This is a genomic window from Staphylococcus americanisciuri, from assembly GCF_024814435.1.
Taxonomy (GTDB): domain Bacteria; phylum Bacillota; class Bacilli; order Staphylococcales; family Staphylococcaceae; genus Staphylococcus; species Staphylococcus americanisciuri.
The window spans coordinates 91,981-106,855 of the sequence record NZ_JANUXY010000008.1 but is presented as its reverse complement, the minus strand read 5'-3'; the positions used below and the strand labels follow the sequence as shown (position 1 = coordinate 106,855).

Sequence of the window (14,875 nt, the reverse complement as noted above, 5' to 3'; positions counted from 1 at the left end):
AATTTTTTCACAAGGTTTTGTTTGTGTAACATGAATACTTACTATCTAGTTTTGAATGTATAACATTCAACTTTATCTGGTGCCTATGGCAAAGAGGTCACACCTGTTCCCATGCCGAACACAGAAGCTAAGCTCTTTAGCGCCGATGGTAGTCGGACTTACGTTCCGCAAGAGTAGGACGGTGCCAGGTAATTTAATGGGAGAGGTCATTTCGACTTCTCTTTTTTTTTATGCATTTGTGTCTAATACGATACATTATTAATAGCCTTAACAACAGAGGAAGGGGGATTCCAATGGTAAGTGATGTTCATACGTGGAAACAACTGATAGATGATTTATTATGTGATACACAGCCTCAGAATTATGAACAAGATGCCAGTGACGATATCACTGAAACGTATATGCGTGTTGTATGCAAAATCATATTGATATGATTAACAAGGTTACAGCGATTCCAACAGCGCTTTATTATGCGAAAGATATTGTTATAGAAGATCCATATGATGCAACCTTATTTAAAGGGGCGGCAGTTACATATGAAGGATTTCATGAAAAAGGGGATGTCTTGTTTTTACCACAAAAAGCTGAGTTGATTGCGCCTATTAGTACCGGACATAATCATAAAGCAGCGATGGCGTTTAAGCTCTATGCGCAGGTAGGTGATCATCATATTACGATAGATATTATTGAAACGATGGCTTTCAATGAAGAGGGAGATATTACCGACATCACTGCTTATTGGGGGAAAGAGAATGTGACATTGCTCGATTGAAACATGAGCATTATAAAAGACTGGCAGTATGTAGGGTGACTATATATTGCCAGTCTCTTCTATCTTAAATCAAAAGTGAATACAGCATTTTATTTTCGTTGATATAGATGTTTTTAGGATCGAATGTGTTTACGTTAGCAATCAGTTGTTTTAAATCTTGATGTTTTTGTAGTTGAATACCGATGATGACAGTTCCGGTATTTTGAGAAGCTTTTTTCAAGTATTCAAATTTTGTAATGTCATCATTTGGTCCTAGTACATCATTAACAAACTGACGTAATGCCCCTGGTCGTTGAGGAAAGTTTAAGATGAAGTAGTGTTTCATTTCTTCATAAAGTAATGAACGTTCTTCAATTTCTTTCATTCGGTTGATATCATTGTTTCCACCACTGATGATACAGACGACATTTTTACCTTTAATTTGTTCACGATACTGCTCGAGCGCACTAATACTTAACGCCCCGGCAGGTTCTGCGACGATAGCTTGTTTTGAATACATATCTAGAATGGTTGAACATACCGCGCCCTCATCAATTTGAACATAATCATGTAAAAGACGGTTACAAATATCGAAAGTAATCTCACCGACACGTGCGACGGAAGCACCATCTACAAATTTGTCGATATTGGGCAATGTTACGACTTGTTGCTGTTGTACTGCTGCGTGCATGCTACTTGCGCCTAATGGTTCGACTCCAACAAGTTGTGTTTGAGGACTATTGGCAGCAAAGTAGGTAGCAACACCAGACATCAAACCGCCACCGCCAATCGCACCAAATAAATAATCAAATGAAATATTTTCTTCTGCGGCTGTTTGTAATATTTCTTTCGCAAGTGTGCCTTGTCCCGCAATTGTATGAACGTTGTTAAATGGATCGATAAACGTCATATTATGTGTTTCTGTGTATGCCAATGCTTCTTTTAAGCAATCGTCAAAAGTATCACCAATCAGTTGGATTTCGACGTTGCTATCACCAAAAAATCGGACTTGGTTTACTTTTTGACTTGGTGTTGTAACTGGCATAAAGATAACTGCATGCAAGTCCAGTTGACGTGCAGTAAATGCAACGCCTTGTGCATGGTTACCCGCACTTGCACATGTAATACCTTTTACTTGTTGTGCATATGGTAGGACAGAAATGGCGTTATAAGCGCCTCTTAATTTGAAAGAACGTACCCATTGTAAATCTTCACGTTTTAAATAGACATTGCAGTCATATTTCATTGATAAGTAATGATCTTTTTCTAATGGTGTTTGTTTGACAGTTTGTTGTATGCGTAAAAATGCCTCATCGACATCTTTAGCAGTGACGGTTTGTGTTTGTACAGTCATATATTTCACTCCTTAGTGTTGTTGTTCATATGCGGTGATTTCTGACGCATATTGTAAAGTAATCGCAATGTCATCCAAGCCATTGACGAGTTTATGTTTCCATGTTTCATCAATATCGAAGCTGAATGTCTCATGTGCAGTTTTAATTTGTTGTTCAGGCAGGTTAATAGTAAGCTCTGATTCTTGCGCTAAGCGTTCACGTGTTGCTTTGTCCAATACGATAGGCAGTAACGCATTTTTCGTACAGTTCATGTAAAAAATATCGCTATAACTACCGGCAATAATGACTTGAAAGCCGTAATCTTTCAATGCCCATGCTGCGTGTTCTCGGCTCGAACCACAGCCAAAGTTTTCACCTGTAATCAAAATAGAGGCACCTTGTGCTTCAGGTTGATTTAGCTCAAAGTTAGGGTTGTTAGAACCGTCTTCCAAGTAGCGCCATTCGTCAAATAGAAAAGGACCAAAGCCTAGTTTGGAAATGCGTTTCAGATGAACCTTAGGAATGATTTGATCGGTGTCAATGTTGTTGTGAAAGAGTGCAACCACTTTTCCTGTATACTCAGTAATTGGTTTGATTTCCATTATGTGTGAACCACCTTTCTAACATCTACAAAACGCCCATGAATTGCCGCTGCTGCAGCCATAGCAGGGGATACAAGATGTGTACGTGCCCCTTTACCTTGGCGTCCTTCAAAGTTACGGTTGCTGGTAGAGGCACAGTGGACACCAGCAGGGACTTGGTCAGGATTCATACCTAGACACATACTACATCCAGGTTCACGCCATTCAAAGCCAGCGTCCTTAAAGATTTTGTCTAATCCGAGTGCTTCAGCTTGTTGCTTGACTTGTCTTGAGCCAGGTACAACAATTGCGGTAATCGAATCGTAAACATGTTGTCCTTTAACAAACTTACTTGCTTCAATTAGATCCGACAGACGTGCATTTGTACATGAGCCTAAGAAGACATAGCCGAGTGGGATGTCTGCTGCAGTTTGACCGGGTTGCAAGCCCATATAATCATATGCACGTGCATCGTTGGTATTTTTAATCGATGGAAATGGTGTTGAGAAGTTCACACCCATTTCTGGACTTGTACCCCATGTGACTTGTGGTTCTAGTTCTGTGACATCCAGTGTGATGACTTTATCAAAAACAGCATCGTCATCACTATATAACGCTTGCCATGCTGCTTTTTGTTCGGTGATATTGCCAGCGTAGGGTCTGCCTTCCATATAGTCAAAAGTTGTTTCGTCTGGACGCATGACACCATATTTCGCACCTGCTTCAATCGCCATATTACAAATGGTCATACGCGCCTCCATAGATAGCTGTGCAATTGTTTCACCTGTAAATTCAAGCGCATAACCTGTCCCAAAGTTCACACCATGTTGATTGATAAGATATAAAATAATATCTTTCGCATAGACACCTGCTGGAAGTGTACCGTTCACCTCGATTTTTAAATTTTTTGGCTTCGTTTGCCAAAGTGTTTGTGTGGCAAAAACATGTTCAACTTCACTTGTACCGATACCAAAAGCTATTGCACCAAAAGCACCGTGTGTAGCTGTATGTGAATCACCACAAACAATTGTTTTGCCTGGCTGTGTGAGGCCTGTTTCGGGGCCAACCATGTGGACAATACCTTGTTCATCTGAGCCCATATCAAAGAGTTTTACATTAAATTCTGCGCAGTTTTTCTGCAATGCTTGAATCTGTTTGTTTGCAATTTCATCTTTAATATTGAAGATATCGATAGTTGGAACGTTATGATCAAGTGTCCCAAACGTTAAGTCAGGTCTTCGTAACGTACGATTTTGGAGTCGTAATCCCTCAAACGCTTGAGGAGAGGTGACTTCGTGAATCAAATGTAAGTCAATGTATAACAATTGTGGTTCTCCTGGCTGCCCTGTAATGACATGATTATCCCAAATTTTATCGAATAGTGTGCGTCCCATGTCTAGACCTCCTTAATACGAGATTGAAGTGCTTCGAAAATCTCTGTTGTTGTTGCATGACCTCCTAAGTCAGGCGTTGTAATTTGTTGTGCAATTAGTGAATCCACTGCATTTTCTATCCATGTTGCCATATCATCACGTTGTGCGGAATTGCGTAGACACATTGCTAGTGATAACAACATGCCGAATGGATTGGCTTTGTTTTGACCTGCAATGTCTGGTGCAGAGCCATGAATCGGTTCATAAAGTGCCGGACCGGATTCGCTAAAGCTAGCAGATGGTGATAAACCGAGCGAACCAGGGAGCATGGATGCTTCGTCACTTAAGATATCACCGAATAGATTTTCAGTTACGATGACATCAAAGTCAGTTGGACGCTTCAGTAAGTGCATGCTGCAAGCGTCTACGAGTAAATGTTCGACAGCCACGTCCGGATACTGTTCAGCGATACGATTAATTGTTTGACGCCATAGCTTACTTGAAGATAAGACGTTTTCTTTATCAACGGATGTCAATTTTTTGCGTCGTTGTTGTGCCAATTTAAAAGCTTCATGTGCAAGGCGTTCAATTTCATGCGCAGTATACGTTAATGTATCAATCGCTTTATCTGCGTCCCAATGACTTGGTGTACCAAAGTAAATACCACTCGTTAGTTCACGTACAATGACTAAGTCCGTTTGTGCGACAATCTCCGCTTTTAAAGGCGACAAATTCACAGTATGTTCGCTGACACGTGTTGGTCGTATATTCGCAAACAAGCCGAGAGATTTACGCAACTTTAGCAAGCCATGCTCTGGGCGATTATTTGGGTCTTGCCATTTTGGTCCACCAATCGCTGCTAATAACACTGCATCCGCTTGTTGACACGCTGTCAAAGTCGTTTCTGGGAGGGGAGAACCTGTCGCATCGATGGCACAGCCACCCATAAGATGGTCTGTGATATCATATTTAAAGTTGTACTTTTCTGATAGTTTAGCAAGTACATCTAGTGTGCCTGACATAATCTCAGGCCCAATGCCATCACCTGATAACGTCACAATATGAAATGTCATTCTGTGTCACCTTCTTTTGGCTTAGGCGCATCGACTAATTGGGATGCGGCTTCGACATAGGCTTTACATGATGCATATAAAATATCATGGTCAAAGCCAACGCCTGAAACTTGTTTGTCATCGCGTTGCAAAGTGACATGTACTTCAGCTTGTGCATCGCGTCCTTCTGTTAATGCATCAATACGATAATCGATGAGTTTTGGTTGACTTTGTAAAATGCGATCGACTGCGTTGTAGACAGCGATAATTGAACCTGTACCAATACTGCTATCTTGGTAGGTGTTACCTGCTTGGTCTTTTAGCACAACGACTGCACTTTGTAGGCCTTTTGATACGAACTGCAGCTGTAGTGAATCCAACTGATAAGCAGCTTGTTTTTCATGTGCTGATCCTTGAATTAATGCATGAATATCACGGTCGGTTATATACTTTTTCTTATCAGCCATATCTTTAAATGATTTGAAAAGTACTTTTTGTGTCTCAGCATCAATGTCATAACCGAGCTGTTTTAACTTATCTTGGAATGCATGACGACCTGATAGTTTACCGAGTGGCAACTCTGTACTTTTCACACCGACGAGCTGTGGTGTCATAATTTCGTATGTTTCAGGATTTTTTAAGAAGCCGTCTTGGTGAATGCCTGATTCATGACTAAAAGCATTTTTTCCAACAATGGCTTTATTACGCGGTACACGAAGACCTGCATACCGAGCCACTAGGTCTGAAGTTTGTTTGGTTGCTGCAAGTTGAATGTTCGTTTGGATTTGATAATGATCTTGTCGGACGTAAAGACCAAGCGCAACTTCTTCTAAAGCGGTGTTACCTGCACGCTCGCCAATCCCGTTAACCGTACCTTCAATGCGTGTCGCACCATTTTCAATCGCAGCCATGCTATTTGCAACAGCTAAACCAAGGTCATCATGACAATGGGCACTATATGTAATAGGGTGAGGTGTTTTGACTTTATCAATGAGTGTTCTAAAAATCTGACCATATTCTTGAGGAAACGTATAACCGACTGTGTCTGGAATGTTAATAACTGTGGCACCCGCATCGACGGCAGTCTGGACACTTTGTATAAGAAATGGTAATGGTGTACGTGTGGCATCTTCAGGTGAAAATTGAACAATCTCAAAGCGTTCTTTTGCGTAACGCACATGTTCATCAATTGATGCTAATACTTGCGCTTCTGTCATATTAAGCTTAGAGGTTAAGTGGATAGGGCTCGTCGCAATAAAGACATGTATTGATGGAGAAACAGCATCTTTTGTTGCTTCGTATACCGCATCGATATCTGCCTTTAAGCAACGTGCAAGTCCTGTAACAGTTGCGCGTTTTAAGTGGCGTGCGATAGCTTGAACAGACTGGAAACTCCCTTCACTTGAAGCGGGAAACCCAGCTTCGATGACATCCACACCCCATTGTTCTAACTGTGTTGCAATGTTAAGACGTTCATCAAAAGAAAAGCTGACGCCTGGTGTCTGTTCACCATCTCTTAGTGTCGTATCAAAAATTTGAATATGGCTAGACATTGTTAACAACTCCTTAAAATATCATTTATGTAAGGTAGAAGGGTACCGAATGCAAAGGTTCAGTCCCCACATACCTCATCTTGTATGTTTACTTAGAAATACTTTTTGATTTAATAAATGGCATCATGTGACGCAATGTTTGACCCACTTCGGTAATTGCATGATTTTGTTGTGCAGCACGCATTTCTTTAAATGATGCAAAACCATTTTTGTTATCTTCAATGAAGCGGTCACTGAATGTTCCATCTTGAATATCTTTTAGGACAGCTTTCATATTTTCTTTAGTTTCTGCTGTAATTACACGTGGTCCAGAGACATAATCACCGAACTCTGCAGTATTTGAGATAGAGTAACGCATATTTTCAAGACCACCTTCATACATGAGGTCCACGATTAACTTCATTTCATGTAGTACTTCAAAATAAGCAATTTCTGGTTGATAGCCAGCTTCTGTTAAGACTTCGAAACCACTTTGAATGAGGCGTGTTACACCACCACATAAGACAGCTTGTTCACCGAATAGGTCTGTTTCAGTTTCTTCTTTGTACGTTGTTTCAAGGACACCTGCACGCGTTGCACCGATACCTTTTGCGTAACTTAATGCAAGATCACGTGCGTGACCTGTCGCATCTTGTTGGACTGCAAATAATGCAGGAACGGCTGAACCTTCAACAAATGTACGACGAACAAGGTGACCAGGGCCTTTTGGTGCAACTAAGAATACGTCAACATCACTTGGTGGTTTGATAACGTTAAAGTGAATGTTAAAGCCATGTGCGAACGCTAAGGCATTGCCCGCTTCTAAGTTTGGTGCGATTTCGTTTTCATATACATCGCCTTGAATTTCATCTGGTAATAACACCATGACAACGTCTGCTTGTTTGACAGCTTCAGCTACAGTGAATACATCAAAGCCATCTTCTTTTGCTTGATCGAAGGAACGACCAGGACGGATACCAACAATCACATCATATCCATTATCTTTTAAATTTTGTGCGTGTGCATGGCCTTGTGAGCCATATCCAATAATTGCAACTTTTTTTCCTTGTAATACATCTTGTTCTACTGAATTGTCATAATATACTTTTGCCATAAAAGCATTCCTCCATATTTTCATTAATTATATTTTTATTTTTAAATTAGACGATAGCGGCAGGGCCAGTACGTGAGACTTGTTGAATATCATAGACTGATAAATCTTTAAGTAAGCAGTCTAAAGTTTCTTGTGAACCAACAGCTTGTAAATATAAAGTGTCATTGTCTTCTTTTAAACGTATAACGTGTGTATCATAGCGTGTCATCACTTCTGTAAACGATGTGTCGTTCATAGGTTTACGAAGTTTAATCAGCAATAATTCTCGATTAAATGTATTCGTATCTGTAATATCTTTAACCGTTAAAGTATTGACTTGTTTCTTTAATTGTTGAATGATTGTGCGCAAAACTTGATCATCTGGAACTTCTGCCACAAAAGTGATCTCAGTGACACCTGACTCCAAAGTAGGGCTGGCAGTGAGATTGACAATATTGAACTGACGTCGGACAAATGTACTTGTAAGACGATTGAGTGTTCCTGCTTTGTCAAATACTGTTAATTGAAATGTGCGTCTCATTCTAATCCCTCCATTTCGTGGTTTGCCTTGCCACTTGGAACCATTGGTAATACAGGTTCTGTAGGGGAGATGCGAATATCAATCAAGGCAGGACCCGCATAACTGAATGCGTCATCAAGTGTTGATTCTAAGTTATTAGCATTATCAATCAAAAAGCTTTTAACCCCATATGCTTCTGACATTTTGGCGAAATCTGGTTGGTTATTAAAGATTGAATGTGAAAATCGTTTGTCAAAAAACTTATCTTGCCATTGTTTTACCATGCCGAGTGTGCCGTTATTAACGAGTACGATTTTGATATCTAAGTTGTATTCGTTAAGCAATGCCATTTCTTGGTTGGTCATTTGGAACCCACCATCACCAACGAAAGCAACGACTGTCGCATTTGGTTTCGCAAATTTGGCGCCAATTGCGGCTGGGATACCAAAGCCCATTGTGCCAAGACCACCACTTGTGATGAGCTGACCATATGTTTTAAATGGATAAAATTGTGCAACCCACATTTGGTGTTGTCCAACATCTGTCGCAACAAATGCATCGCCATTGGTTAACTTACCGATATATTCAATCGCGCGTTGTGGTTTACTAAATGCGATATCATCTGTATCACGGTATGAGAATGGATGTTTAGCTTTATATTGCGCCACTTCATCCAGCCATGCTTGATGTTCAGCAAACGTATCGTCAAATGCGAGCAATTGTTCGAGTACTTCTTTAACATCTGCAACAATCCCTAAGTCTGTACGGATGATTTTGTTGATTTCAGATGGATCAATGTCGACATGCACTACTTTGGCATTCGGTGCAAAGGCATCTGGTTTACTGGCAAGACGATCATCAAAGCGTGAACCTAAGTTAATTAATAAGTCGCATTCAGTTAGCGCCATATTGCTTGCATAGGAACCGTGCATACCGCCCATACCTAGGAATAGTGGACTGTCATATGGTATGGCACCTAAGCCGTGTAATGTAGTAGCTACTGGAATTTGATGACGTGCTACGAAAGTATCTAATAAGTCATTTGCTTGAGCAAAGTTGATACCTGCACCTGCTAGTACTAATGGTTTTTGTGACATTCTTAACATTTCGCATAATTGTTGTATATCATCTGCTAACGGTGTAGATGTGACTTGATAACCCGGTGTGTGGACTGTACTGTCATCAGGTGTTGCAGTGGTTAGGGTACCCATATCTTTTGGAAAGTCGATAACAACGGGACCTTTACGTCCAGAGTTTGCAACATGGAAAGCTTCCTTGATGATTTTAGGAATTTCGCTCACATTACGTACTTGATAATTATGCTTTGTAATAGGGGTTGTCATCGATAAAATATCCGCTTCCTGGAATGCATCTTTCCCGATACCTGGAGAGGCAACTTGTCCAGTGAAAACGACGAGTGGTAGGGAATCACTATATGCATCAGCAATACCTGTAATCGCATTCGTAGCACCTGGCCCGCTCGTAACGACAACAACGCCTGGTTTACCACTAACACGTGCATAGCCTTCTGCCGCATGTGTAGCACCTTGTTCGTGTCGATAGAGAATATGCTTTGGCCCTTTTTCGTCGTAGAATGTATCGTAAAGTGGTAAGACTGCACCTCCAGGATAACCAAAGATATATTCAACATTTTCCTCAATCAATGCATCAACTAATAATTCTGAACCGCTTTTAAGAGTGGTTGGTGTAGGTTCTGTTGCATGTTCATGATGCGTTGTTTTTACATGTGTCATAAAATTTGCCTCCATTTTAATGGGATTTATAATAAGTCTTCAGGCACTTTCATTACGCCGCCTGTGTTTGCACTCGTCACAAGTGCTGTATAGCGTGCTAAGTACCCCGTTTTTACTTTTGCTTTAAAGGGTTGTCGTGATTCTTGACGCAAGGCTAATGTCTCGGCATCTACATGCAAATCGAGTGTACGTGCGGTTAAATCAATTGTGATTTCATCTCCATCCTCGATTAAACCGATTGGGCCACCAGCTGCTGCTTCAGGTGAAATATGTCCAACAGCGATACCGCGTGTAGCACCAGAGAAACGCCCATCTGTAATTAATGCGACATCTTTGCCTAGTCCACGACCAACGATAGAAGAAGTAGGGGCAAGCATCTCAGGCATTCCTGGGCCACCTTTAGGCCCTTCATAGCGGATGACTACAACGTGCCCCGCTTTGACTGTATGATTGTCGATAGCCTCAACCGCTTCATCGTGACTATTGAAACAAATTGCTTTACCTGTAAATGTCTTAATACTTGGGTCAACACCGCCGACTTTGATAACAGCGCCATCTGGTGCGATGTTACCGTAAAGAACAGAGAGTCCACCCTCTTTATCGTATGGATTGTCGAGCTTTCGGATTACAACATCATTCGTAATCTCTTTACCTTCATTGTTCTCACGCAATGTTTTACCTGTGACAGTGATTCTATCTGGATGTAAAACACCCTCTTTTTTCATAAGTTCATTGATGATTGCTGGAACACCACCTGCTTCATGTACATCTTGCATTGAATAAGATGAACTTGGTGCGATTTTCGATAGGTAAGGTGTTTTTTTAGCGATAGCATTGATGCGAGAAAGGTCATAATCAATGCCCGCTTCTTGAGCAATTGCAAGGGTATGTAACACAGTGTTAGTTGATCCACCCATTGCCATATCTAATGCAAAGGCATCATCAATTGCTTCTTTTGTTACAATGTCACGTGGTTTAATATCATGTTTTACATTGTAGACGAGTTGTTTTGCAGCTTGACGAATCATCTCGCGGCGTTCATCACTGACTGCCAATGCGGTACCATTGTATGGAAGTGCAAGCCCGAGTACTTCCATTAAACAGTTCATAGAGTTAGCGGTGAACATGCCTGAACATGACCCGCATGTTGGACAAGCGTTTTGCTCCATTTCTAAAAATGTTTCTTTAGACATTGTGCCTTCTTTAAAAGCCCCAACTGCTTCGAACATAGATGAGAGTGTCAACGCTTTACCTCGTGAAGATAAACCTGCTTTCATCGGACCACCTGAACAAAAGACTGCAGGGACGTTCGTTCTCATTGCTGCGAGCATCATTCCAGGTGTGATTTTGTCACAGTTAGGAATGTAGAAAACCCCATCAAACCAGTGTGCATTGATGACTGTTTCTGCTGCATCTGCAATGATTTCTCGACTCGGTAGTGAATAGCGCATCCCGATATGCCCCATTGCGATACCATCATCGACGCCGATTGTATTGAACTCGAAAGGAACACCACCAGCTTCACGAATGGCTTCTTTGGCAATGTCACCAAGCTCACGCAAATGTACATGCCCAGGTACGATATCGATGTAAGAGTTACAAATTGCGATAAAAGGTTTATTCATATCAGTAGGTGACTTAATCTGACCTGTCGCATGTAATAAACTCCTTGCTGGCGCTTGGTGATCCCCTTTTTTTATCATGTCACTTCTCATTTTTATTGCCTCCTTGGTTGTTTACAGAAAATAAAATACGCCCCAATATGAATTGGGACGTATCATGGTAAGTCCCATTCAACTAGAAATAGGACTTAAGCACATTTAGTAAATAGTTCTTACTAAAGCTCCAGTCCTGGGCGTAATAATAAAATAATGACATTAAGTTGTTGGTTAGGGAATGAATACTTGTTCGTCATATCAATACGCTCCTTAAAATAGTTGAATGGTTGTTTTCTCAAATAAGCTGTCGTTAGTTGAATGAATTATCTGAAAAAAGGATAAACTAAATTTAACCTATCTGTACAAAGAAGTCAACAGTAAGTTTAAAATTTTCTGAAAAATATTTGAATAAAGTGTTTTTTAGAAGTTTCATAATTGTAATGATCGTTATCAATACCATGCGAAACATTCACAATTCTCCAAAGCGCAAAAATTTGATACAATAGATAAGAAAATTGAGTCAGGAGTGCACATAATGAAAAAGATTCAAAATTTAGCAGATATGGAAGACTTTGCACAACAACTTGCAACACATCTTGAAGCAGGGGATGTCTTGTTGCTTGATGGTAATCTGGGTGCGGGCAAGACGACGTTCAGTCAGTTTTTAGGGCGTGCATTAGGGGTAACACGCACAATCAATTCACCTACCTTTAACATTATCAAGTCATATAAAGGAACAGTATTGAACTTTCATCATATGGATTGTTATCGCTTGGAAGATTCAGAGGAAGATTTAGGTTTTGACGAATACTTCAACGACCATGCAGTAACAGTTATTGAATGGAGCCAGTTTATTGCAGAATATTTACCTGACACATATTTAAGAATAAAGATTGACGTGGTAAATACAGATGAGCGTTCATTACAGTTAGAATCTAAGGGTGCACACTATGAAAAAATAAAGGAGGCACTCGAACATGTATAGTTTACTGATAGATAGCTCGAATCAGCCATTATCCGTAGCACTTATGAAAGCGGACCAAGTTGTGTCAACATATACTACAGCAGTCAAACAAAATCATTCAGTCCAGTTAATGCCACAGATAGCCTCATTGCTTGAATCAGCTAAGATTACACCGCAAGATTTGACAGATATTATCGTAGCGCAAGGACCAGGGTCATATACAGGCTTACGCATTGGGGTCACAACGGCCAAAACACTTGCTTATACGCTGTCGGCGAATCTATATGGTGTTTCGTCATTGAAAGCACTTGCTGCAACATTACCTAATAGTGAGTGTATTCTTGTACCAATTATTAATGCACGTCGTGATCATGTTTATGCAGGCGTTTATCAATGGCGAGGTGGACAACTTCAACAATTGAAAGCAGATCAATATATCGCCATGACGGACTTGATAGCGTATGTCAAAACACTAACACAGGTCTTGTTCATTGGAGAAGATGTGAGACAATTTGAAACACAGTTAAAAGACTTTGATCTCTTACCGGTATTACCACGTGCAGATGCGATGTGGGCACATAAAGGTGAACCACAAAATATACATGGCTTTACACCACAATATTTGAAATTATCGGAGGCAGAACAAAATTGGTTGAACCAGCAAAGCTCAAAGACCAACTGAATATTCGTCGCATGTCACAAGAAGATGTACCTGCTGTGTTTGATTTGGAGCGTGTTAGTTTTCAAAATAGTTCATGGACAATCGACGCATTCTATCATGAGCTAGAGCAAAACAATTTTGCACATTATTTTGTGATGACATATGATGAGGCAATTATCGGTTATATTGGCTTATGGATTGTTGTAGACCAAGCTCAGATAACTACAGTTGCAGTGGCTCCTGAATATCGTGGTTATGGGTTGGGACAACTTTTGCTGAACTATGTCAAAAATTTTGCATCTGCTATTGCGACGATGATGAGCTTGGAAGTAAGAGAAAACAATCTTGTTGCTCAGCATGTTTATAAGAAGTTAGGCTTTCAATATGGTGGAAAGCGTAAAAATTATTATGGTGACGGAGAGGACGCGTGTGTTATGTGGGTGAACTTAAATGACTAAAACAACTTTGATATTAGCAATCGAAACAAGCTGTGATGAAACAAGCGTGAGTGTTATTGCTGATGGACATACTATTTTAAGCAATAGTGTGTTAAGCCAAATCGATAGTCATAAACGCTTTGGCGGTGTGGTGCCAGAGGTGGCAAGTCGCCATCATGTAGAGAATATCACATTAATGATAGAAGATGCGTTGGTGACTGCAGAAGTGACAATAGAGGATATCGATGCCATTGCTGTAACGCAAGGTCCAGGTCTAATCGGTGCATTGCTAGTAGGCGTGAATGCTGCAAAAGCACTTGCGTTTGCACATAACAAACCGTTGATTCCAGTGCATCATATTGCCGGACACATCTATGCAAATCAATTGGATCAAGGACTCACTTTTCCGCTGATGGCGCTTATTGTGTCAGGGGGACATACCGAACTTGTTTTAATGCGTGATCATTTGAACTTTGAAGTGATTGGCGAGACACGTGATGACGCTGTGGGTGAAGCCTACGATAAAGTGGCACGTACAATTGGTTTACCGTATCCAGGCGGTCCACATGTAGATAAATTAGCTGCACGAGGAATCGATAGTTATGACTTTCCACGTGTATGGTTAGAGCCTGATAGCTTTGACTTTAGTTTTAGTGGGTTGAAGAGTGCGGTTATTAATAAATTGCATAACTTAAAACAAAAAGGTGAAGTACCAGTACCTGAGAACGTCGCAGCGAGCTTCCAAAATAGTGTTGTTGAAGTGTTAGTAGGGAAAGCAATTCGTGCATGTGAACACTATGATGTGAAACAACTCATCGTAGCAGGTGGTGTCGCAAGTAATAGAGGTTTACGACTAGCACTTGAACAAGCGACACAAGAACATGACATTATGCTCTCTATTCCCGAGCCTAAATTATGTACAGACAATGCCGCTATGATCGGAGCAGTTGCACATCATTTGTATCAACAAGGTGTGACAGCAGATATGTCATTGAATGGTAAAAGCAATATGTTTTTAGAAACTGTATAGAAAGTAAGAGCACCTTACATTGGTTGGAAGTCAGTGGTAAGGTGTTTTTATAATGGAATCAAATACTATGCTTTATAGTTTATAATTTTGCCAATGCCATCATTGATAATATCCATGTTGGTTACTGACCCATAA

Annotated in this window: 15 protein-coding genes and 1 rRNA gene; 7 read left to right on the top strand and 9 right to left on the bottom strand. The window is 40.5% G+C overall.

The annotated features are described in order from the left end of the window. Positions 1 to 75: 75 nt before the first annotated feature. The 3 genes from rrf (at position 76) to NXS11_RS08715 (ending at position 772) form a co-directional block, all read left to right on the top strand. A 5S ribosomal RNA gene (gene rrf, locus NXS11_RS08725) occupies positions 76 to 190 on the top strand. A 103-nt stretch (positions 191 to 293) separates the two neighbouring features. After that, on the top strand, positions 294 to 434 hold the full coding sequence (locus NXS11_RS08720; RefSeq protein WP_259200598.1) for a hypothetical protein: 141 nt from the start codon (positions 294 to 296) through the stop codon (positions 432 to 434). Then, entirely contained in the window at positions 413 to 772 is a 360-nt protein-coding gene (locus NXS11_RS08715) for a nuclear transport factor 2 family protein (protein ID WP_259200595.1), read from the top strand. Before NXS11_RS08720 ends, NXS11_RS08715 begins: the two co-directional genes overlap by 22 nt. Before the next feature lie 64 nt (positions 773 to 836). On the opposite strand, the gene ilvA is transcribed toward NXS11_RS08715, so the two are convergent. The 9 genes from ilvA to ilvD all read right to left on the bottom strand — a co-directional run bounded on the left by ilvA (position 837) and on the right by ilvD (position 11,705). Beyond that, entirely contained in the window at positions 837 to 2,105 is a 1,269-nt protein-coding gene (gene ilvA, locus NXS11_RS08710; RefSeq protein WP_259200594.1) for a threonine ammonia-lyase IlvA, read from the bottom strand. 12 nt (positions 2,106 to 2,117) lie between these two features. After that, positions 2,118 to 2,687 carry a 3-isopropylmalate dehydratase small subunit gene (leuD, locus tag NXS11_RS08705; protein ID WP_259200593.1) on the bottom strand — a complete coding sequence of 190 codons (570 nt, stop codon included), beginning with the start codon at positions 2,685 to 2,687 and terminating at the stop codon, positions 2,118 to 2,120. Next, positions 2,687 to 4,060, bottom strand: coding sequence for a 3-isopropylmalate dehydratase large subunit (gene leuC / locus NXS11_RS08700; RefSeq protein ID WP_259200592.1), 1,374 nt, complete (start codon positions 4,058 to 4,060; stop codon positions 2,687 to 2,689). Before leuC ends, leuD begins: the two co-directional genes overlap by 1 nt. 2 nt (positions 4,061 to 4,062) lie before the next feature. Next, on the bottom strand, positions 4,063 to 5,112 hold the full coding sequence (leuB, locus tag NXS11_RS08695; RefSeq protein ID WP_259200591.1) for a 3-isopropylmalate dehydrogenase: 1,050 nt from the start codon (positions 5,110 to 5,112) through the stop codon (positions 4,063 to 4,065). Continuing rightward, the gene (locus NXS11_RS08690) at positions 5,109 to 6,644 is read right to left on the bottom strand and encodes a 2-isopropylmalate synthase (protein ID WP_259200590.1); all 1,536 of its coding nucleotides are present in this window, start codon (positions 6,642 to 6,644) and stop codon (positions 5,109 to 5,111) included. Before NXS11_RS08690 ends, leuB begins: the two co-directional genes overlap by 4 nt. An 88-nt stretch (positions 6,645 to 6,732) precedes the next feature. Continuing rightward, positions 6,733 to 7,737, bottom strand: coding sequence for a ketol-acid reductoisomerase (gene ilvC, locus NXS11_RS08685; RefSeq protein WP_259200589.1), 1,005 nt, complete (start codon positions 7,735 to 7,737; stop codon positions 6,733 to 6,735). A gap of 46 nt (positions 7,738 to 7,783) precedes the next feature. Next, a complete protein-coding gene (gene ilvN / locus NXS11_RS08680) occupies positions 7,784 to 8,257 on the bottom strand; it encodes an acetolactate synthase small subunit (protein WP_259200588.1) in 474 nt (157 codons plus the stop codon). Further along, the gene (gene ilvB / locus NXS11_RS08675) at positions 8,254 to 9,990 is read right to left on the bottom strand and encodes a biosynthetic-type acetolactate synthase large subunit (protein WP_259200587.1); all 1,737 of its coding nucleotides are present in this window, start codon (positions 9,988 to 9,990) and stop codon (positions 8,254 to 8,256) included. The genes ilvN and ilvB overlap by 4 nt, the downstream gene beginning before the upstream one ends. Before the next feature lie 26 nt (positions 9,991 to 10,016). Further along, positions 10,017 to 11,705 carry a dihydroxy-acid dehydratase gene (gene ilvD / locus NXS11_RS08670; protein ID WP_259200586.1) on the bottom strand — a complete coding sequence of 563 codons (1,689 nt, stop codon included), beginning with the start codon at positions 11,703 to 11,705 and terminating at the stop codon, positions 10,017 to 10,019. Positions 11,706 to 12,183: 478 nt separating this feature from the next. On the opposite strand from ilvD, the gene tsaE reads away from it, so the two are divergent. From tsaE to tsaD, 4 genes are read left to right on the top strand one after another with little or no spacing between them, the layout of a single operon-like run. Then, positions 12,184 to 12,633 (top strand): tRNA (adenosine(37)-N6)-threonylcarbamoyltransferase complex ATPase subunit type 1 TsaE, encoded by a 450-nt coding sequence (gene tsaE, locus NXS11_RS08665; protein WP_259200585.1) that lies wholly within the window; start codon positions 12,184 to 12,186, stop codon positions 12,631 to 12,633. Then, complete coding sequence (gene tsaB / locus NXS11_RS08660; protein WP_259200583.1) at positions 12,626 to 13,294, top strand: tRNA (adenosine(37)-N6)-threonylcarbamoyltransferase complex dimerization subunit type 1 TsaB; 669 nt, start codon at positions 12,626 to 12,628, stop codon at positions 13,292 to 13,294. The genes tsaE and tsaB overlap by 8 nt, the downstream gene beginning before the upstream one ends. Positions 13,295 to 13,305: 11 nt before the next feature. Further along, positions 13,306 to 13,731 carry a ribosomal protein S18-alanine N-acetyltransferase gene (gene rimI, locus NXS11_RS08655; protein WP_259200606.1) on the top strand — a complete coding sequence of 142 codons (426 nt, stop codon included), beginning with the start codon at positions 13,306 to 13,308 and terminating at the stop codon, positions 13,729 to 13,731. Then, positions 13,724 to 14,740: a tRNA (adenosine(37)-N6)-threonylcarbamoyltransferase complex transferase subunit TsaD gene (tsaD, locus tag NXS11_RS08650; RefSeq protein WP_259200581.1), complete on the top strand. Its 1,017-nt coding sequence runs from the start codon at positions 13,724 to 13,726 to the stop codon at positions 14,738 to 14,740. Before rimI ends, tsaD begins: the two co-directional genes overlap by 8 nt. The last annotated feature ends 135 nt before the right edge of the window (positions 14,741 to 14,875 follow it).